General features: G+C 62.7%; 17 protein-coding genes and 1 riboswitch. Of the genes, 6 read left to right on the top strand and 11 right to left on the bottom strand.

Going from position 1 to position 16,938, the window contains the following annotated elements:
* The first annotated feature begins 45 nt into the window (after positions 1-45).
* Together IHQ72_RS01515 and IHQ72_RS01510 are read left to right on the top strand one after the other, a co-directional pair.
* Positions 46-657 carry a molybdopterin-dependent oxidoreductase gene (locus IHQ72_RS01515; RefSeq protein WP_258120827.1) on the top strand — a complete coding sequence of 204 codons (612 nt, stop codon included), beginning with the start codon at positions 46-48 and terminating at the stop codon, positions 655-657.
* Entirely contained in the window at positions 654-1,397 is a 744-nt protein-coding gene (locus IHQ72_RS01510; RefSeq protein WP_258120826.1) for an FAD-binding oxidoreductase, read from the top strand. The genes IHQ72_RS01515 and IHQ72_RS01510 overlap by 4 nt, the downstream gene beginning before the upstream one ends.
* A 109-nt stretch (positions 1,398-1,506) precedes the next feature.
* Here the strand turns inward: IHQ72_RS01510 and IHQ72_RS01505 are convergent, their stop codons facing one another.
* Positions 1,507-2,622, bottom strand: a complete 1,116-nt coding sequence (locus IHQ72_RS01505) for an FAD-binding oxidoreductase (RefSeq protein ID WP_258120825.1) — start codon at positions 2,620-2,622, stop codon at positions 1,507-1,509.
* Positions 2,623-2,645: 23 nt separating this feature from the next.
* Entirely contained in the window at positions 2,646-3,893 is a 1,248-nt protein-coding gene (locus tag IHQ72_RS01500; RefSeq protein ID WP_258120824.1) for an aromatic ring-hydroxylating oxygenase subunit alpha, read from the bottom strand.
* 115 nt (positions 3,894-4,008) lie between these two features.
* A riboswitch (cobalamin riboswitch) is annotated at positions 4,009-4,210 on the bottom strand.
* 521 nt (positions 4,211-4,731) lie between these two features.
* Here IHQ72_RS01500 and IHQ72_RS01495 point away from each other — a divergent pair.
* From IHQ72_RS01495 to IHQ72_RS01485, 3 genes are all read left to right on the top strand, one after another.
* Positions 4,732-4,938 carry a DUF680 domain-containing protein gene (locus IHQ72_RS01495; RefSeq protein WP_258120823.1) on the top strand — a complete coding sequence of 69 codons (207 nt, stop codon included), beginning with the start codon at positions 4,732-4,734 and terminating at the stop codon, positions 4,936-4,938.
* A gap of 71 nt (positions 4,939-5,009) precedes the next feature.
* Complete coding sequence (locus tag IHQ72_RS01490; protein ID WP_192361296.1) at positions 5,010-5,234, top strand: DUF680 domain-containing protein; 225 nt, start codon at positions 5,010-5,012, stop codon at positions 5,232-5,234.
* Between the two features lie 88 nt (positions 5,235-5,322).
* Positions 5,323-5,559 carry a DUF680 domain-containing protein gene (locus tag IHQ72_RS01485; protein ID WP_258120822.1) on the top strand — a complete coding sequence of 79 codons (237 nt, stop codon included), beginning with the start codon at positions 5,323-5,325 and terminating at the stop codon, positions 5,557-5,559.
* A gap of 95 nt (positions 5,560-5,654) precedes the next feature.
* On the opposite strand, the gene IHQ72_RS01480 is transcribed toward IHQ72_RS01485, so the two are convergent.
* From IHQ72_RS01480 to IHQ72_RS01460, 5 genes are all read right to left on the bottom strand, one after another.
* Positions 5,655-6,767, bottom strand: coding sequence for an ABC transporter ATP-binding protein (locus tag IHQ72_RS01480; RefSeq protein ID WP_258120821.1), 1,113 nt, complete (start codon positions 6,765-6,767; stop codon positions 5,655-5,657).
* Between the two features lie 24 nt (positions 6,768-6,791).
* The gene (gene bglA / locus IHQ72_RS01475) at positions 6,792-8,456 is read right to left on the bottom strand and encodes a beta-galactosidase BglA (RefSeq protein WP_258120820.1); all 1,665 of its coding nucleotides are present in this window, start codon (positions 8,454-8,456) and stop codon (positions 6,792-6,794) included.
* 4 nt (positions 8,457-8,460) lie between these two features.
* A complete protein-coding gene (locus IHQ72_RS01470) occupies positions 8,461-9,615 on the bottom strand; it encodes a carbohydrate ABC transporter permease (protein WP_258120819.1) in 1,155 nt (384 codons plus the stop codon).
* 1 nt (position 9,616) lies between these two features.
* Positions 9,617-10,630 (bottom strand): carbohydrate ABC transporter permease, encoded by a 1,014-nt coding sequence (locus IHQ72_RS01465; RefSeq protein WP_258120818.1) that lies wholly within the window; start codon positions 10,628-10,630, stop codon positions 9,617-9,619.
* A gap of 238 nt (positions 10,631-10,868) precedes the next feature.
* On the bottom strand, positions 10,869-12,224 hold the full coding sequence (locus tag IHQ72_RS01460; protein ID WP_258120817.1) for an ABC transporter substrate-binding protein: 1,356 nt from the start codon (positions 12,222-12,224) through the stop codon (positions 10,869-10,871).
* 362 nt (positions 12,225-12,586) lie between these two features.
* Here IHQ72_RS01460 and IHQ72_RS01455 point away from each other — a divergent pair, with 362 nt between their 5' ends.
* Positions 12,587-13,609 carry a substrate-binding domain-containing protein gene (locus tag IHQ72_RS01455; protein WP_258120816.1) on the top strand — a complete coding sequence of 341 codons (1,023 nt, stop codon included), beginning with the start codon at positions 12,587-12,589 and terminating at the stop codon, positions 13,607-13,609.
* A 61-nt stretch (positions 13,610-13,670) separates the two neighbouring features.
* Here the strand turns inward: IHQ72_RS01455 and IHQ72_RS01450 are convergent, their stop codons facing one another.
* From IHQ72_RS01450 to IHQ72_RS01435, 4 genes are all read right to left on the bottom strand, one after another.
* Positions 13,671-14,066: a DUF2314 domain-containing protein gene (locus tag IHQ72_RS01450; protein ID WP_123146300.1), complete on the bottom strand. Its 396-nt coding sequence runs from the start codon at positions 14,064-14,066 to the stop codon at positions 13,671-13,673.
* A 142-nt stretch (positions 14,067-14,208) separates the two neighbouring features.
* On the bottom strand, positions 14,209-15,687 hold the full coding sequence (locus tag IHQ72_RS01445) for a S8 family serine peptidase (protein WP_258120815.1): 1,479 nt from the start codon (positions 15,685-15,687) through the stop codon (positions 14,209-14,211).
* The gene (locus IHQ72_RS01440; RefSeq protein WP_258120814.1) at positions 15,677-16,345 is read right to left on the bottom strand and encodes an anti-sigma factor; all 669 of its coding nucleotides are present in this window, start codon (positions 16,343-16,345) and stop codon (positions 15,677-15,679) included. Before IHQ72_RS01440 ends, IHQ72_RS01445 begins: the two co-directional genes overlap by 11 nt.
* Positions 16,342-16,908, bottom strand: a complete 567-nt coding sequence (locus tag IHQ72_RS01435; RefSeq protein WP_192355652.1) for a sigma-70 family RNA polymerase sigma factor — start codon at positions 16,906-16,908, stop codon at positions 16,342-16,344. Before IHQ72_RS01435 ends, IHQ72_RS01440 begins: the two co-directional genes overlap by 4 nt.
* Positions 16,909-16,938 lie beyond the last annotated feature (30 nt).

Here is a 16,938-nt window from a genome sequence, read left to right as displayed (position 1 = left end):
ACTGGTGAGGGCCGACAGACGGCCTCAAGCAAACGGATCGTTTCGATGGTCACCCGCGGTTTCTCTTCAGGACGAAAGCCCCCGACGGATGCGGATGCGCGTATCCCGCCGGGGCAGTATCTCGAGCAAGGGTTTCCGGTGCTGTCGGCCGGGCCGACGCCGCATGTGCGCGCCGAGGAATGGTCGTTCACGCTCAAGCACGGACCGCGGCCGATCAAGAAGTGGAATTGGACAGAGTTCAACGCGCTGCCTTTGACCAGGATGACGCGCGACATCCATTGTGTCACCGCGTGGACCAAGTTCGACACGGCGTGGCAAGGCGTGCTGGTCGACGATATTCTGGCGGATGCCGGCATCGAGCCACTGAGCCCCTTCACGTTGGCGCTGTCCTTCGACGGCTACACCACCAACGTGCCGACGAAGGATCTCACCGCCGGCAAGGCGATGGTGGCACTGCTTTACGAAGGCAAGCCGATCACGCCGGACCATGGCGGACCAGCGCGGCTGCTGGTTCCGCATCTCTATTTCTGGAAATCGGCCAAATGGCTGAATGGGCTGCAGTTCACCGAGCGTGACGAGCCCGGGTTCTGGGAGCTGCGCGGCTATCACATCTATGGCGACCCGTGGCGCGAGCAGCGCTATACGGGCGATCCATGAGCGACGGGCCGGCGCAGTCGCCTTGGCAGACGGTCACCATCAGCCGCATCGAAAAGCGCACGCCGCGCGTCACCAGTTTTTTCCTCGAGCCGTCGCGGCCCTTCGCCCATCGTGCCGGGCAGCATGTCGATGTCAGGCTGACGGCGCCGGACGGCTATCAGGCGCGCCGCTCCTACTCCATCGCCTCGGCACCGGAAGCCGGCGAGACGATCGAACTGGCGATCGAAAGGCTCGATGATGGCGAGGTCTCGCCGTTCTTCCACGATATCGCGGCGGTTGGCGACGAGGTCGAATTGCGCGGACCGCTCGGTGGCCACTTCATCTGGTCCGACAGCGATGGCGGACCGCTTCTGCTGGTCGGCGGCGGGTCGGGCGTGGTGCCGCTGATGGCGATGATCCGCCATCGCGCCGCGCGCGAATCGGCGGTGACAGCGGCACTGGTGTTTTCCGCACGGATCTGGGACGAGGTGATCTTTCGCGACGAGCTGATCGACTTCCACGATCGCCGGGACGGGTTCGATCTGGTGCTGACGCTGACCCGCGAGCCGGCCCAGCGCCCGACCGACTATTCGCGGCGCGTCGATGCCGCGGTAATAGAGCAATCGATGGTGCGACTGCCCGCGCCGCCAAGGTTCGCCTTTGTCTGCGGCTCGAATGCTTTCGTATCGGCCGCCGCCCAGGCGCTGATCGATGCCGGCGTTCCGGCAGGCCTCATCCGCACCGAGCGCTACGGGGTTTAATGCATGTCGCGCAAAAGTGTGCAGCGGTTTTGCGATAACGACATGCATAAAAACAACAGCGCGTCGCATAAGGCCGGCCAAACGCGATGCGCTTTAGCCGCCCCGCCGGTCAGGCCTCGATTTCCAGCGCCGCCAGCGGCTTCGAACAGCAGGCTAGGATAAACCCGTCGTCGATCTCGTGATCGAGGATGCCGCCATTGTGGCTCATCTCGACTGTGCCCGAGACCTTTTTCACCTTGCAGGTTCCGCACAGGCCGAACTCGCAGGCCGCCGGGATGCGCACGCCCGAAGCGCGTGCCGTCTGCAGCACGGTCTGGCCGGCAACGCAGTCGGCATCGACATCCGAAAGCGAAAAGCGGATCGGCGTTGCGGCCTCAGTAGGTATCTCGACCCCACCCTTTGCCGGCCCACCCTCTGCCGGCGAACCGAACGGGGCCGGTATTTCCTCCACCCCTGGGGTCGCAAAGCTTTCCTGATGATAGTTGGCCATGTCGAAGCCGGCCGCCTCCAGCATCTGCCGCACGGCGCGCATGAACGGGTCGGGGCCGCAGCAGAAAATTTCGCGCTCACGAAAATCGGGCGCCAGCAGCGGCAGTCGTATCGCGTCGATCCGGCCCATATGGCCGAACCAGCCCTCGCGGCTTGACCGCTCCTCGATCATGAAGCCGAGCGTCAGGCCCGGCATGCGGCTGCCGAGCAGCTCGAGCTCCTTGCGGAAGATGATCTCCTCGGGCTTTCGCGCGCAGTTGACGAAGCCGACATCTGTCCATGGCGCGCAGTCATTCAGCCAGCGCAGCATCGACATCATCGGCGTCACGCCGGAGCCGGCCGAAATGAACAGATACTTGGCCGCGGGATGGCTGTGCAGCGAAAAGTCGCCCGCCGGCCCATAGGCCTTCACGTGAACGCCGGGTATCAGATTGTCGAACATCCAGCGCGTGCCGATGCTGCCGGCCTGCGCTTTCACCGTCACCGCGATCGAGAACGGCCGCGACGGCGAGGACGACAGCGTATAGGTCCGCATCAGCGGGCCCTCGGTGGTCGGCAGTTCCAACGTCACGAACTGCCCCGGTCTGTAACGGAACCAGGTCTGGTTGTCGGAGCGGAAGGTGAAGGTCTTCACGTCAGGCGCCTCGTCGCTGACGCCGATCACTTCCAGCACTTGGAGCCTGTCGTTCCAGGGCGCCATCTCGTCGAGATGGCGGTAGAGCCCGAGGTACGTCATCGCATTCATCCCCTTGACCTCGCTCAGGCGACGCTGCGCAACGCCGGCCGGCCGTCCTCGGCAAGGCGCGGCCCGATGAAGGAGGCGTACCATTCGACGAACTGGATGACGCCGCCTTCATGCAATTCCGAATAGGGACCGGGCTCATAGGCCGGCGACAGGATGCCGAAGGCGTTTTCCTCGACGATGCGGCGGTCCTGGTCGTTGGTCTCGGTCCAGACATGGGTGAGATCGGCGAGATCGTAATCGACGCCTTCGACTGCGTCCTTGTGGACAAGCCATTTGGTTGTGACGGCCGTTTCCGTGGCACTGATCGGCAGCACGCGGAAGGTGACCGCATGATCGCCGAGGATATGGTTCCAGGTCGTCGGATAGTGGTAGAGCAGCAGCGAGCCGATACGCTCGGTGGAAACGCTGTCGGAAAGGTTCTTCCTCACCGCACGTCTCCCCGTCATCGTGTAGCTGACGGCGTCGCGCAGCAGCGGCGCACGAGTGGCGCGATACTGCCCGGCCGGATCGATGCGGAACTTGCTCGGCAAACCCGCCGCCTCGCATTTCCCCCAGTGCGCCAGCATCTCCGGATCGCTGTCGGCGCCCTGCACCCCGGTCACGGTCGGCGCTTCCGGGAATGTCTTGCACAGTTCGGGATGGTTGCCGGCGCAATGGTAGCACTCGCGGTTGTTCTCCCAGACGAGCTTCCAGTTGCCCTTCTCGACGATGGTCGATTCAAAGGCGACCTTTGCCTCGCGCAGCCGGTGCGGCAGGAGGTAAGGCTCGATCATGGCGCGCATCGGCGCGAAATCGGCGGGCTCCTTGGCCAGGCAGATGAAGATGTAGCCACTGATGCTTTCGCAAGCCACCGGCTTCAGGCTGAACTGGCTCTTGTCGAAGCCGTCCGCCATCTGCCTTGCGAACAAGAGCCGGCCGTCCAACTCGTAGGTCCACTGATGATAGGGGCAGACGAGCTTCGCCGCCGTACCCTTGTCGGCGTTGCAGACGCGGCTGCCGCGATGCCGGCAGGAATTGTGGAAGGCATTGATCTTGCCTTGCTGGTCGCGAACCAGCACGACCGGATAGTCGCCGATCTGGGCGGTGATGAAACTGCCCGGCTTCGGCAATTCGCAATCGTGGCCGATGAACAGCCAGTCGCGATACCAGATCAGCTCCATGTCGAGCTTGAAGAAATCGGGATCGGTGTAGAAGGGCTGCTCGAGCGAATAGCCTTGCCTGCGGCCGTGCAAGAGCCTCAGCATGTCGTTGCGCGCATCCATGTCCTGTCCTCGCTTTCAAGGACTGAACTGGTGGTGATGGAGGGAGGATCGGCCGCAAGCCGGCGACAGGGCCGGGCATGCACTATCCACCTCTTGACCGCCCACCGCGATCAGTCGAGTCTAGAAATCTCGGGCTGGTTTCCGGGCTCTGGAGTGTCCTTGCGGACGGTCGCGACACCTTCCCAGGCTTGTGGCCCAGTGGTCTCCCGTTGCGACTTGAACTCCACCACCGTTGCGGGGGCAGCGCCGGGTTCTGACCGGCTTCCCAATTCTCCGCTTCGTCGTCACCAAGCGGCACCTGAGATGGCGTGATCTAATCATGATGGCCGGCTGACTGTCGGCATGAAAGCGACATCGTATCCATGCGGCGCGACACCGCTGGCGAAACCTGTGGGCTGGGATTTGAGGAAGATGAAATTTGCGCCTGCTGCGAGCGCTGCCGGTCCTGAAAGCATGCCGGATTTGACCATTGCAGCGCCCCGAAATGGTTAACGATTCGACAACAACTCAGCACAGGCTTTTTAAGCCGCTTCTAAAATCGAACCGAACGGTTCGTTTCTGTTGACAATGCGTGCATGATGCTGTGAACGCAGGTCCGCCAATCCGTCTAATGGTCGATTAGCCTCGTTGACATAAACCTTTGAAAACAAAACAGAAAATGAATGAGATAGAAGCCTCTGGTACAATTTCAAGGTGTAGATTCTTGGTCCACACGGAACAACTTCGTGATTGGAATCCGCCGGATGGCCTTCCCACATCGGGGCTGTCCGAACGACGCGAATTCCTCCCAAGACACGCCGCTAGACGGACGGAAAATTAAGATACTGGAGTACCAAAAATGAAAAAGATTGCTCTTACTGCCGTCGCCGTTCTGGCCATCACCGGTAGCGCCTTTGCCGCTGGCAGCGACCATTATGGGTCCAACGGCGCCAACCAGCCCGCAGCCGCGGTCGACAGCTCGTACACGGCTTCCATTCAGAAGCCGGCTCACGCTGAAAAGCCCGTTGTCCAGGGTGCCGACCGCAACCTTTTCGGCAACAATTAACAGCTGGTCCAAACATCAAAAGCGGCGGCCAGTCCGCCGCTCGGGATCTGAAAAATTCAGGAGTACTAGAAATGAAGAAGATCATTCTTGCCACCGCCGCCATCCTGGCCGTCTCCGGCAGCGCTTTTGCCGGCAGCGACAACTTTGGATCGAACGGCGCCAACCAGCCGGCCGCTGCGGTCGACAACAGCTCGTACACGGCTTCGATTCAGAATTCGGCTTCGGCGCAGAATCCGGTTCCGGCTGACGAGAAGCCCGTCAACGGCAGCGACCGTAACCTCTTCGGCAACAACTAATGTCGATCCCAACAGCAGCGGTGGCATTGTCTTTCACAAAGACCGCGGCCGCCGCGCTGATGGGATACGAAAATCCAGGATTACTGAAATGAAGAAGATCGTTCTTACCGCCGCGGCACTTTTGATTGGTGCCGGCAGCGCCTATGCCCGCAACGACAACGTTGGCGGAACCGACATCAACAAGCAGGCGACCGTCAACGTCGACAACACGCAGACGTCTTCGGTAAGCAATACCGGCTCGCCGGTCTACAAGCTGCTCAATTCGTCGGGCGACGTACAGAAGTCCGCCCCGCAGGGCAGTGACCGGAACCTGTTCGGCCGCTAACAGCGACCTGAATGCACAAGAGCAGCGGGCTTTGCCCGCCGCTCTTGTTTTTGCCTTCGCCAAACTGCCTGTTTCCAGCAGTTAGGCTGCCGCCCTCAGGCTGCCTTTGCTTCCGCCTTGTGGAGTGTGAAGGAATGTCCGTCGGCATCGAAAATATGCAGGTCGCCGGCATCGGCATTCAACCGCAGCGCAGCACCCCGCTTGACCTCGACATTGCCGGGCAGCTTGGTCACCAGCGGCAGGTCGGCGCGGCCGATGTCGACATAGACGAGCTGGACCTCGCCGAGCTGCTCGACATAGTCCACTGTCCCCTCGAAAAGATAATCCGCGCCGGTGGCGATCATCAGATCCTCCGGCCGCACGCCGAAGCTCACCGAAGCGCCCTTCGCCGACGCCGGCGTGGCGATCGGCACCGTCGCCTTGCGCCCGCCGACATGGCTGACGATCGTCGGGCTGCCTGATTTGTCGATCGTCGCCGGCAGGATGTTCATGGCCGGCGAGCCGATGAACTGGGCGACGAACAGATTGCCGGGTTTCTTGTAGAGCTCCATCGGCGTGCCGACCTGCTCGATATGACCCTCCTTGAGCACGACGATGCGGTCGGCCAGCGTCATCGCCTCGACCTGGTCGTGGGTGACATAGATCATCGTTGTAGCAGGCATCGACTCCTTGAGCTTGGCGATCTCGATGCGGGTCGCGACGCGCAGTGCCGCGTCGAGGTTCGACAGCGGCTCGTCGAACAGGAAGACCTTCGGGTTACGCACGATGGCGCGGCCGATGGCGACGCGCTGGCGCTGGCCGCCCGACATCGCCTTGGGCAGGCGGTCGAGATATTTGGTCAGCTGCAGGATTTCCGCCGCCTGGCGCACCCGCTTGTCGATCTCGGCCTTGCTCTCCTTGCCGATCTTCATCGAGAACGCCATGTTGTCGTAGACGGTCATGTGCGGATAGAGCGCATAGGACTGGAAGACCATGGCGATGCCGCGCTTCGACGGTGGCACGTCGTTCACCACCTCGCCGTCGATCTTGAGTTCGCCGGAGGTGATTTCCTCAAGCCCGGCGATCGACCGCAGCAAGGTCGACTTGCCACAGCCCGAAGGGCCGACGAAGACGATGAACTCGCCCGACTTTATGTCGAGGTCGATGCCGTGGAGAATGTTGAGATTGCCGTATGATTTCTTCACTTGCCTTAGCGTGACATCGGCCATGATTCCCTCCAGTGAATTGCAAACTCAGTCGATACGCCCGAACCAGGCGCCGTAGCCGCCGAGGTGGATAGAGCCGGCGTCAGTCTGTCCCGGAAACCCGTGCCCCGGCAAGGGCTGCAGCGAGCGTCCGCCGAGATCGATTTCGGCCGGTCGGCTGCCGAGATTGAAGGCGCAGACGATCTGCTCGTTGCCCTCGCGGCGCGTGAAGGCGACCGTATCGCCCTGGCTTTCGATGAAGTCGATTTCGCCCTTGGCCAGCGCCGGATGTAAACGGCGGAAGGCAAGAAAGCGCCGGTAATGTTCGAGCAGCGAGCTGTTGTCGCCCTGCTGCACATCGACCGCTTGTGAAAGGTGCTTGGCGGGCACGGGCAGCCATGGCTTTGCCTTGGAGAAGCCGCCATTGCTGTCGGCGCCATTCCAGACCATCGGCGTGCGGCAGCCGTCGCGGCCCTTGAATTCCGGCCAGAAGCGGATGCCGTAGGGGTCCCGCAGATCCTCGAATTGCAATTCCGCTTCGCCAAGACCAAGTTCCTCGCCCTGATAGATGCAGACCGAGCCGCGCAGCGACATCAGCAGCGCCGAGATCACCTTGAGATAAGCGGTCCGGTCGGCCTCGCCGGCCGCCCAGCGCGAGGCAGTGCGCATCACGTCATGGTTGGAGAAGGCCCAGCACGACCAGCCGTCGCTGGCGACCTTGCCAAAGGCCTCCAGCACAGAACGCACCTTTGCCGCACTGATCTTTTCGGGCGCCAGGAAGTCGAACGAATAGCACATGTGCACGCGCTTGCCGCCGGCGGTATAGGCCGCCACCACTTCCAGCCCGCGCTGCGAATCGCCGACTTCGCCGACCGCGGCCGTCGCCGGATATTCGTCGAGCAGGGCGCGGAAGCGTTCGAGGAAACCGAGGTTTTCGGGGCGGCTCTTGTCGTAGAGATGGTCCTGGTAGTTGTACGGGTTGACGGAAGGAGCAGTCTGGTCGTTGCGCTGTTCGGGCGGCAGCGGCGGATTGTCCTCCAGGCCCTGGCTGTGGAAGTAGAAGTTGATGGTGTCGAGGCGGAAGCCGTCGACGCCGCGCTCCAGCCAGAAGCGGGTGACGTCGAGCAGCGCGTCCTGGACCGCGCGGCTGTGGAAGTTGAGATCGGGCTGCTCGGCCAGGAAATTATGCAGGTAATATTGCTGGCGGCTGGTATCCCACTGCCAGGCCGAGCCGCCGAAGATCGACAGCCAGTTGTTGGGTGGTGTGCCGTCGGGCTTGGCGTCGGCCCAGACATACCAGTCCGCTCTCGGGTTGGTGCGGCTCGATCGGCTTTCCTTGAACCACGGATGGATGTCGGCGGTATGCGACAGCACCTCGTCGATCATCACCTTGAGCCCGAGCCTGTGCGCCTCAGCGGTCAGGGCATCGAAATCGGCCAGTGTGCCGAACATCGGATCGACGTCACAATAGTCGGATACGTCATAGCCGAAATCCTTCATCGGCGACTTGAAGAACGGCGAGATCCAGATGGCATCGACGCCGAGCGCCGCGATATAGGGCAGCCTGCCGATGATGCCCCTGAGGTCGCCGATGCCGTCGCCGTTCGAGTCCTGATAGCTGCGCGGATAGATCTGGTAGATCACGGCACCTCGCCACCAGTCGCGGTCGACGGCGAGGTCGGGTTTCGGGGTTGCTTTCACAGCGGATTGCATGATCTCAACCTCCCTTCACCGAGCCGGCGAGCAGCCCGCGGACGAAATAGCGCTGCAGCGAGAAGAACACGATCAACGGCACGACAATGGTGATGAAGGCCGATGTCGTCAGGATCTCCCAGTCACCGCCGCGCGAGCCGAGCAACGCGTTAAGCTTGGCGGTCAGCACGATCTGGTCGCCCTCGGTACCGAGGAAAACCATCGCGACCAGCAAGTCGTTCCAGACCCAGAGGAACTGGAAGATGGCGAAGGAGGCCAGCACCGGGAACGACAGCGGCAGCACGATCTTGACGAAGATCTCGAAATCGCTGGCGCCGTCGATGCGCGCCGATTCCATGATTTCGCGCGGCAGGCCGGCAATGTAGCTTCTGAGGAGATAGATGGCGAAGGGCAGGCCGAAGCCGGTATGCGCCAGCCAGATGCCGAGATAGGTTTTCGACGGCACGCCGAAGAAGCTGCCGACGCCGTTGTAGAGCTTCAGCAGCGGGATCAGCGACATCTGCAGCGGCACCACCAACAGGCCGATGATGACCGCGATGAGCAACGCCCGGCCGGGAAAGCGCATCCAGGCCAGCGCATAGGCTGCGAACGCCGCGATCAGGATCGGGATGACCGTCGCCGGAATGGTGACGGTCAGCGAATTCATGAAGGAGCGGCCGATGCCTTCCGAAAACAGCACCGTATTGTAATTGTCGGTGGTGAATTTCGGCGGTGCCGACGAGGCATAGTAGACGCGCTGGCCGCGCTCGCCCTCGAAGGGCTTCGTTGAGGTCATGACAAAACTGCCGTCGGCATTGAGCTGCAAGGTCTCGCCGTCGCCGAGATCGGCTGTCGTGCCGGCGGGATATTGCGTCGGCGCCGCCGACTTGACGCCGAAGGCGCTGATGTCGCGGGCCGGATCGTCGCCGAAGATGTTGCCCTCGAGGACGAACTTGCCGTCCTTCTCGACTTGCGCCGAGGCGGGTGGCAGCCGGCCAGCTTCCGTCTGGGTGGAACTGGCGAACGAGTTCCACCAGCCTGAGGCGATGATCTGATCCTTGTCGCGCAGCGATGAGACGAGAATGCCGAGCGTCGGCACGGTCCAGATCGCGACGAAGATGAAGACCGCGATATGGACGCCGAAACGGCTGGCAAAGGATTTTCCGGTCGACGCGGCCATCTCAATGTCCTCCCGTCTCTTTGTTGGCCTGGCGGATGTTCCAGATCATGATCGGAATGACCGCGATCATGATGATGATGGCGATGGTGGCGCCGCGGCCGAAATCGCCGCCGCCGCGGAACATCCAGTCGAACATCAGATTGGCCAGAACCTGGCTGTTCCATTGGCCGTTGGTCATGGTCAGCACGATGTCGAAAACCTTCAGCACCAGGATGGTGATGGTGGTCCAGACGACGGCAATCGTGCCCCAGATCTGCGGCACCATGATCTTCCAGAAGATCTGGAACGGATTGGCGCCGTCGATGACGGCCGCTTCCAGCGTCTCTTCGGGGATACCCCGCAAGGCGGAGGACAGGATGACCATGGCAAAGCCGGTCTGGATCCAGATCAGGATGATCATCAGGAAGAAATTGTTCCAGAACGGCAGCGATATCCAGACTTGAGGCTGGCCGCCGAAATACTGGATGATGGCGTTGAGCAGGCCGATCTGCGTCTGCCCTGCGCCGCGATACTCATAGATGAATTTCCAGATGACGCTAGCGCCGACGAAGGAGATGGCCAGCGGCAGGAAGATGAGGCTCTTGGCGATGGTGCCCCACCAGATCTTGTCGGTGAGGACGGCGATGATCAGCCCGAGGAAGGTGCAGGCGGCAGGCACGACCGCCAGCCAGATGATGTTGTTGAGGATGGAGTTGCGGAACTCGCGATCGCCGAACGCCCATTCATAGTTGGTGAAGCCGACGAAATTGGCGCCGCCGCGATCGAGGAACGACAGTCTGAGCGTCTCCACGACCGGATAGATCAGATAGATGGTGAGGATGATCATGGCCGGACCGACGAACAGCCACGGCCGGATCAGCCCCTGCCGGCGCAGATTGTCGATGGCCGCAGCACCTGCGACGCCGCGCGACGGGAAGATGATGTCCACCAGTTTGTTGGCGCCCCAGAAATAGGCGACGCAGCCGCCAACGCCGGCGATGATGACGAATATGGCCGAGAAAATCTGAGCCGCCATGGGTCCCTCCCTCTGCGCATGATCCGCCAGTCGAGAATGGCTTTGGCGACGGGATCATGGGCCGATTCAGTTGTTTGGAACGCGACCAGATGCAAGGCAGGGTTCTGCTCTTGCTGGTCGCGCGTCATGCCGGAATGTGCTCATAAAAATTGCTGCGGCGCGGGCCGCCGGTCGGATCCGGGCCACGGAAGCCCGGATCCTTGCAGGATCGGTAGTCCGCATATCCAGCCGGGGCCGCCTACTTGATCGCGTCCCAGCTCTTCTGGATGTCGGTGGCGACATCCTGGGCGGGCTTGCCGCCGACGAGATCGATCATGCCGGTCCAGAAGGCGCCGGCGCCGATCTTGCCCGGCATCAGATCGGACCCGTCGAAGCGGAAGGTCGAGGCTTCGGCAAGGATTTCGCCCTGCTTCTTCAGCGCGTCGCTGGCATAGGCCTCCTTGTTGACCGACTTGAACGGCGTCACGAAGCCGCCCTGGGCCATCCAGATCTCATGGGCGAGCGGCATCTTCAGGAATTCGATGAAGGCGCGCGCGGCCTTCGAGTCCTTGGTGATCATAGCCAGCGTGCCGGCGCCGAGCACCGGGGTGCCGAGGTCAGGCTTGGAGGCGTAAGGTGGGAAGTAGAAGAAGTCGGCGTCCTGGCCGACCTCAGTGCCTTCCGGGAAGAAGGTCGGGATGAACGACGCCTGATGATGCAAGTAGCATTTAGGCGGCACTGAGAACAGGCCTTTCGGGCTGTCGCGGAAGTCGGTCGCCGCAACCGCCTTGGCGCCGCCGTCGACCATCTTGTCGTCGGTCGCGATCTTGCCGAAAATATCGATGGCGTTGACCACCGCGGGGTCGTTGAACGGAATCTCGTTCTTCACCCACTTGTCGTAGGTCTCGGGCGTCTGGGTGCGCAGCATGATGTCCTCAACCCAGTCGGTCGCCGGCCAGCCGGTGGCGCCGCCTGAACCGAGCCCAATGCACCATGGCGTGCCGCCGTCGGCGATGATCTTCTTTTCGAGCTCGGCGAGCTCTTCCTGCGTCTTCGGCACCTCGTAGTCGGCTTCCTCGAAATTGTCCGGCGAGTACCAGACCAGCGATTTCACGTCGGCCTTGTAGGGGAAGGCGAAGAAGCCCGGCTTGCCGTCCTTGTCGTTGAAGGTGCCGAGATCGACCCATGACTGGCCGGCGCCGTAATTGTCGTTGATCCAGTTGGCGGTGTCGTCGCCGAGCGGCGTCAGCAGGCCCTTGGACGCCAGATCCTGGATCAGGCCCGGCTGCGGCAGCACGGCGATGTTGGGCGGGCTGCCGGCCTGCGTGTCGATGACGATCTGCTGTTCGTAATTTTCCGACGAGGAGTATTTGATCTCGGCGCCGGTGGCCTCCGAGAAATAGTCGAGAACGGTGCGCACAAGGCCCTCGTCCTCGCCGCGCCATGGCCCGAAGATCGATAGCGTCTCGCCCTTGAGGTTGACCTTCTTGAGCTCTTCGTAGTTCGCCCAGTTGAAGCGGGGGTCCTCGCCCGGCTTGAACTTCAGTTCGGCTTGCGCCGGCGCGCCCAGGGCGAGCGCGACAAACGCGGCGCCCAGCAGAAGCATTTTCTTCATCGGTATTCCTCCCAGTGGTCACAAAACACTCGGACGAAACCTCCATTCCGTCCGCCGACGCTGCAGGACTGTGACTCAGTCGGAAAGGAACCGCAACCTTTCGAAGAGCCTTCCAAAGCGCTTTGGGCTTTTCGATCACGCCACTGAATCGATCAGGAGTCAAGAGGCTGGTGAGACAATCGATCAATTCCAGGCGACCGAGAGCAAATAAAGTGCGCTGCAGCATGCTTTTTTGGCGCTGCAACAGCAAATTTTGCTTCAAACCGGTCAGAAACGGTGCTTATGGTCTTTGCATAGGCAGTGCTGCCCGTGGCGGGCCGGCAATCTATCGTTAAAAGCGCTTTGGGGCTTGGAGGCCTCCGGTGAACCTCAAACAGCTCTCCCATATGCTGGCGCTTTCGCAGACAACGGTAAGCCGCGCGCTGAACGGCTACCCGGAAGTCAACGAGGAAACGCGCCGGCGGGTGATCGACGCCGCCAAGCGCCACGGCTACCGCCCCAACCCAAGCGCGCGCCGGCTGGCCACCGGCAAGACCGGGATGATCGGTTATGTCTTGCCGACCGGGACGGCCGTCGACATCGACCCGCATTTCGTCGAGTTCCTGTCCGGCCTCGGCGACTACGCCCGTTCGCACGAACTCGACCTGGTGCTGTCCCCGGCCGATGCCGACGACCAGGAGACGACCTACCGGCGCATCGTCGCCAACCGGCAGGTCGACGCCGTCTACATCTCCTCGCCGAGGCCTGCCGACCGGCGGGTGGCGCTGGTCAGCACGCTCGGCATCCCCTTCATCGTCCATGGCCGCAGCGAAGGGCTCGATTTCGACTACCCCTTCACCGACATCGACAATGAGGGCGCCTTCCACGAAGCGGCTCGGCTGCTCGTCCAGCTCGGTCACCGGCGGCTGGCGCTGATCAACGGCGACGACCGTGAGACCTTCGCCATTCACCGCGAGCATGGCGTGCGCCGGGCGCTGGCGGCGAGCGGGCTGGCGCTTGGCGAAGGCCATGTCTGTTCCCTCGCCATGACCGAGGAGAACGGCTACCGCGCCGCCAGGCGCTTGCTTGAGCAAAGCGATGCGCCGACAGCGATCGCCTGCTCCAGCCTGATCATGGCGCTCGGCGTCGTGCGTGCGGTGCGCGATCTCGGCCTGACCATTCCGGGCGACCTGTCGCTGATCGCCCATGACGACGTCTTCCCCTGGCTGAAGCCGGAAAATTTCTCGGTGCCGTTGTCGACGACGCGCTCGTCGATCCGCTTGGCCGGCGCACGCATCGCCGAGCGGCTGGCGGCGCGGATTTCCGGATTGGAGGAGGGTGCCCGCGGCGAAGTCTGGCCGGTCGATCTGGTGATCAGGGGATCGGTCGCCGGCGCGCCGACGTAGGGATCAAATTCCAATCACTCTGAGCGACCGAGTTCGACCCGTTGCAGACATAAGACCGCAATCACGTTTGAGGCCAACGCTTCTTCGGTGTTTGTGCGGCCAAGGCAATGGTTTTTTCGTCACGTTCGCGAATATCGATCACATCACGGGCGGAAAACGGTAACTCAACCCCACTCCAAAGCTCATCATTCTGAGCAACTGCATACGGATCGTTATCGAGGACACCCAAGTAGCCTCCGTCGATCCGCTCACGCACCAGCACCCACATGCGCTCTACGGCGACGGGTTCATTCTCATCATCGACCGAAATTCGAAAGATCAGTTTCGCGAGATCTCCCGGTTGCAACCCTTCTCGTTCGTGCGAATCGGGTATCCAGAATGTGTTCGGCGACGCCCGATGATATTCCTCGCCATCATCCAGGCACCACCCGTCCAATTGGAAATCCGGTTCACGCATTGCTCTATCTTAGGGGCCACATGGATGTCGGGAAACCACCCATCTCGGCCATCTGCGGCAACGAGTTTTGAGCCTATTCCATGTCGCCCAAAAATGCTGCGGTTTGCGATAATGCATAAAACAGAAGCTTGAAGCGTTAGACCTATTCCTTCGACGCCTCGGCCGCCTTGGTGTCCAGCAATCCATAGCCGAAGTCATTGTCCCTGCCCTTGGGGCCGAGATCCCTGGCGGTGGCGGCCAGCGCTTTCTCGACCCAGTCGGCGGAACGGTCGGGAGCGGCATGCAACAGGTTGGCGATGGCGCCGGTCACGATCGCCGCGGCAAACGAGGTGCCGGTGACCACATCCGAACCGGCGCCGCTCGGCGCCACCATCTCGACGCCGGGAGCGGAAAGGAAGACGTAGGCGCCGCGATTGGCCTGCTGCATCAGCCCGTCCCTCGCATTGGTGGCGGTGACCGCGATGACGCCGTCGAAAGCGGCCGGGTAGCCGTAGGGCGCCTTCGGTCCGTTGTTGCCGGCGGCGGCGACCAGCACGATGCCGAACGCCCGAGCGTTGCGGCAGGCGACCCCGAGCAGGTCGTTCTTCGGGCCGACGAAGCTCATATTGATGATGCGGACATTCTGCTCCGCCGCCCAGTCGAGCGCCGCCAGGATGACGTCCATGGTCGACTTGCCGCCCTCGAAGGCGCGGGCGTGATAGATCCTGGCGCCCGGCGCCATGCCTTTGAGCGCGCCGACGCCGGCGATCAGGCCGTCGATCGAGGTGCCGTGATCGCGCGCCTCTATCGGCACGTCGGGCATGGCGTCGAACTGATCGGCGATGACGCCGCTTAGTGCTGGATTGGTATCGTCGATGGCGGTGTCGATGACGGCGATGCGTACATTCTCGCCGCTCGCCTCTCTCGAATCGAGCGCGATGCGCTCGAAGGCATAATTGACGATGGTTGCTGCCTGCTGCAGCGAGTAGATATGGTTAGGCTCGCGCCGCAAGGTGCGGCCGTCGGCGGCAAGCTGCGCCAGCACGACTCCGACCGGCCGGCCGTCGGGAATGCCGAAGCGCACCAGCGTGGTGCCGAGCAGCTGAGAATGGCGCTGCGAGCGCACCTCGAGGCCAAACGAAGCTGCGATCTGCTGGACAGCATCGCCATCCACCGTCACCAGCACCTCGTCGGGCACGAAATCACCGACGACGGCGCGCGGCGGTTCGGCCGCGACGAAATCGGTGGGCGAAACGATTGGACCGCCCGGAGCGGCGGCCTGTATCGCTGCCGCACCGGCGGGCGGGACCGGCGGCGGCAACGCACCGCTGGCCGGATCGCGGCGTGGATCGGGCGTCGGCAGCGGAGCTTGGCCGCCGCCGATAGGATTGGGGAACAGGTCGACGATCAGCGCGGGAAGAAACACCGCATTTGTCGCGGCGGAACCTGCGCCGGGCCTTTCGCCGTTGTTATCCTTTGTGTCGTCCTCGATGCAATCGGCCGCCGCCGTCCCCCGGTTGAGGCAGTCTATTTCCGTCTGCGTAAGGTTCGGATCATTGGTCTGCGCCAAGGCAGGCGCAGCAGTAATCATCATCGCCGCTACGAGCAGCGCCGCAAATCGGATGACCGCTCTAGCCGCCATCGACCGGTTTCCTTCCCTCGACCACGGCCTCCGCAAAAGGCTGGGCGGCAATAAGGCCGAGCACTTTTTCATAGTCGGGTGCGGTCGTCGCCGGGATGCCAAGGCGGAACACGCCCTCGGCGGTCGGGCCGCCGGCAATCTTCAGCTGGTGTTCGCCAAAAAAAGCGACAATGTCGGCCACCTTCGCATCCGGCTTGAACTTCACCAGCACGAACGGCATTTTGGCCAGATCGCCTTGCTGGCCGGCAATTTCGAAATCGCTGTCGATGCCGCCGGGCTGCTCAAACGACTGCACGACTACAAGCGCCAGCAGAGCCGCGGCCGCAGCCCAGGCGACGCCGGCGGGCACCGCCGTGAAGCGGCCCCACACCTGTGCCAGCCAGGACGACGACGCCGGCGCGCGCACCGGGCCGGCCTCGGCTTCGAGCGCCCGGGCGAAGCGGCCGAGCGCATCGGCCGGCGGACGGATCGCCTCATTGGATGCAGCGGTGCTGGAGAATTCGGCTTCGGCCTCGCCGAGTGCGGCAGGCGCCGCCGGGTCGGTCGCCAGCCATTCCTCGACGGCTTCGAGCTCCGCACCTTCCAGCGAGCCGTTCAGATAAAACGGCAGCAGCGTTTCCATTTCATCGCGGCGCGACATCTTTTCAGCGGCGCTCATGGCCACCCCCTGTCGTAACCGGCTGCCTTGAGGGCCTCGCCGAGTTTCTTGCGGGCGTAGAACATCCGGGTCTTGACGGTGGCGACCGGAATGCCGAGCACCTCGCCGATCTCGCTCACCGACTGTCCGTGGTAATAGGCAAGGTCGATCACCGTTCGGTGTTCTTCCGGCAAGGCATCGACGAAGCGCCGCAACGCGGCGCCCTTGTCTTCCTTCATGGTGACGACTTCCGGCGTATCGGCGCCGTCGGCGATCTGGGCCGCGTCATCGTCGTCGATCCAGTCTTCCTTTTTCTTGCGCAGCGACGACAGCGCCTTGAAGCGGGCGATGCCGAGCAGCCATGTCGAGACTTCGGAGCGCCCCTCGAAGCCAGGCGCCTGGCGCCAGAGTTCGAGAAACACCTCGTTGGCGATATCGTCGGCCATCATTTCCGATCCCGTCTGGCGCACCACGAAGCGGTAGACCCGCGCGTGGTGGCGCATGAACAGGAGCCGCACGGCGGCACGATCGCCCTTCGCGACCCGGCCGACAAGCGCGCGATCGGTTTCCGTCGCTGCCGTCATGGCCGGTCGAGCCGCCTGGCTCCTGTCTGC

Source organism: Mesorhizobium onobrychidis (assembly GCF_024707545.1).
GTDB classification, from domain to species: Bacteria; Pseudomonadota; Alphaproteobacteria; order Rhizobiales; family Rhizobiaceae; genus Mesorhizobium; species Mesorhizobium onobrychidis.
The sequence above is the reverse complement of the archived record's forward strand: the minus strand, read 5'-3'. Positions and strand labels throughout refer to the sequence as shown.

Bases quoted from the DNA above. Each gene is read 5' to 3' on its own strand.
- IHQ72_RS01465 (WP_258120818.1), bottom strand. From the start codon at position 10,630: ATGGCGGCTCAGATTTTCTCGGCCATATTCGTCATCATCGCCGGCGTT.
- IHQ72_RS01495 (WP_258120823.1), top strand. From the start codon at position 4,732: ATGAAAAAGATTGCTCTTACTGCCGTCGCCGTTCTGGCCATCACCGGT.
- bglA (WP_258120820.1), bottom strand. From the start codon at position 8,456: ATGCAATCCGCTGTGAAAGCAACCCCGAAACCCGACCTCGCCGTCGAC.
- IHQ72_RS01485 (WP_258120822.1), top strand. From the start codon at position 5,323: ATGAAGAAGATCGTTCTTACCGCCGCGGCACTTTTGATTGGTGCCGGC.
- IHQ72_RS01515 (WP_258120827.1), top strand. From the start codon at position 46: ATGGTCACCCGCGGTTTCTCTTCAGGACGAAAGCCCCCGACGGATGCG.
- IHQ72_RS01510 (WP_258120826.1), top strand. From the start codon at position 654: ATGAGCGACGGGCCGGCGCAGTCGCCTTGGCAGACGGTCACCATCAGC.
- IHQ72_RS01445 (WP_258120815.1), bottom strand. From the start codon at position 15,687: ATGGCGGCTAGAGCGGTCATCCGATTTGCGGCGCTGCTCGTAGCGGCG.
- IHQ72_RS01505 (WP_258120825.1), bottom strand. From the start codon at position 2,622: ATGACGTACCTCGGGCTCTACCGCCATCTCGACGAGATGGCGCCCTGG.
- IHQ72_RS01450 (WP_123146300.1), bottom strand. From the start codon at position 14,066: ATGCGTGAACCGGATTTCCAATTGGACGGGTGGTGCCTGGATGATGGC.
- IHQ72_RS01460 (WP_258120817.1), bottom strand. From the start codon at position 12,224: ATGAAGAAAATGCTTCTGCTGGGCGCCGCGTTTGTCGCGCTCGCCCTG.
- IHQ72_RS01435 (WP_192355652.1), bottom strand. From the start codon at position 16,908: ATGACGGCAGCGACGGAAACCGATCGCGCGCTTGTCGGCCGGGTCGCG.
- IHQ72_RS01440 (WP_258120814.1), bottom strand. From the start codon at position 16,345: ATGAGCGCCGCTGAAAAGATGTCGCGCCGCGATGAAATGGAAACGCTG.
- IHQ72_RS01470 (WP_258120819.1), bottom strand. From the start codon at position 9,615: ATGGCCGCGTCGACCGGAAAATCCTTTGCCAGCCGTTTCGGCGTCCAT.
- IHQ72_RS01490 (WP_192361296.1), top strand. From the start codon at position 5,010: ATGAAGAAGATCATTCTTGCCACCGCCGCCATCCTGGCCGTCTCCGGC.
- IHQ72_RS01500 (WP_258120824.1), bottom strand. From the start codon at position 3,893: ATGGATGCGCGCAACGACATGCTGAGGCTCTTGCACGGCCGCAGGCAA.
- IHQ72_RS01480 (WP_258120821.1), bottom strand. From the start codon at position 6,767: ATGGCCGATGTCACGCTAAGGCAAGTGAAGAAATCATACGGCAATCTC.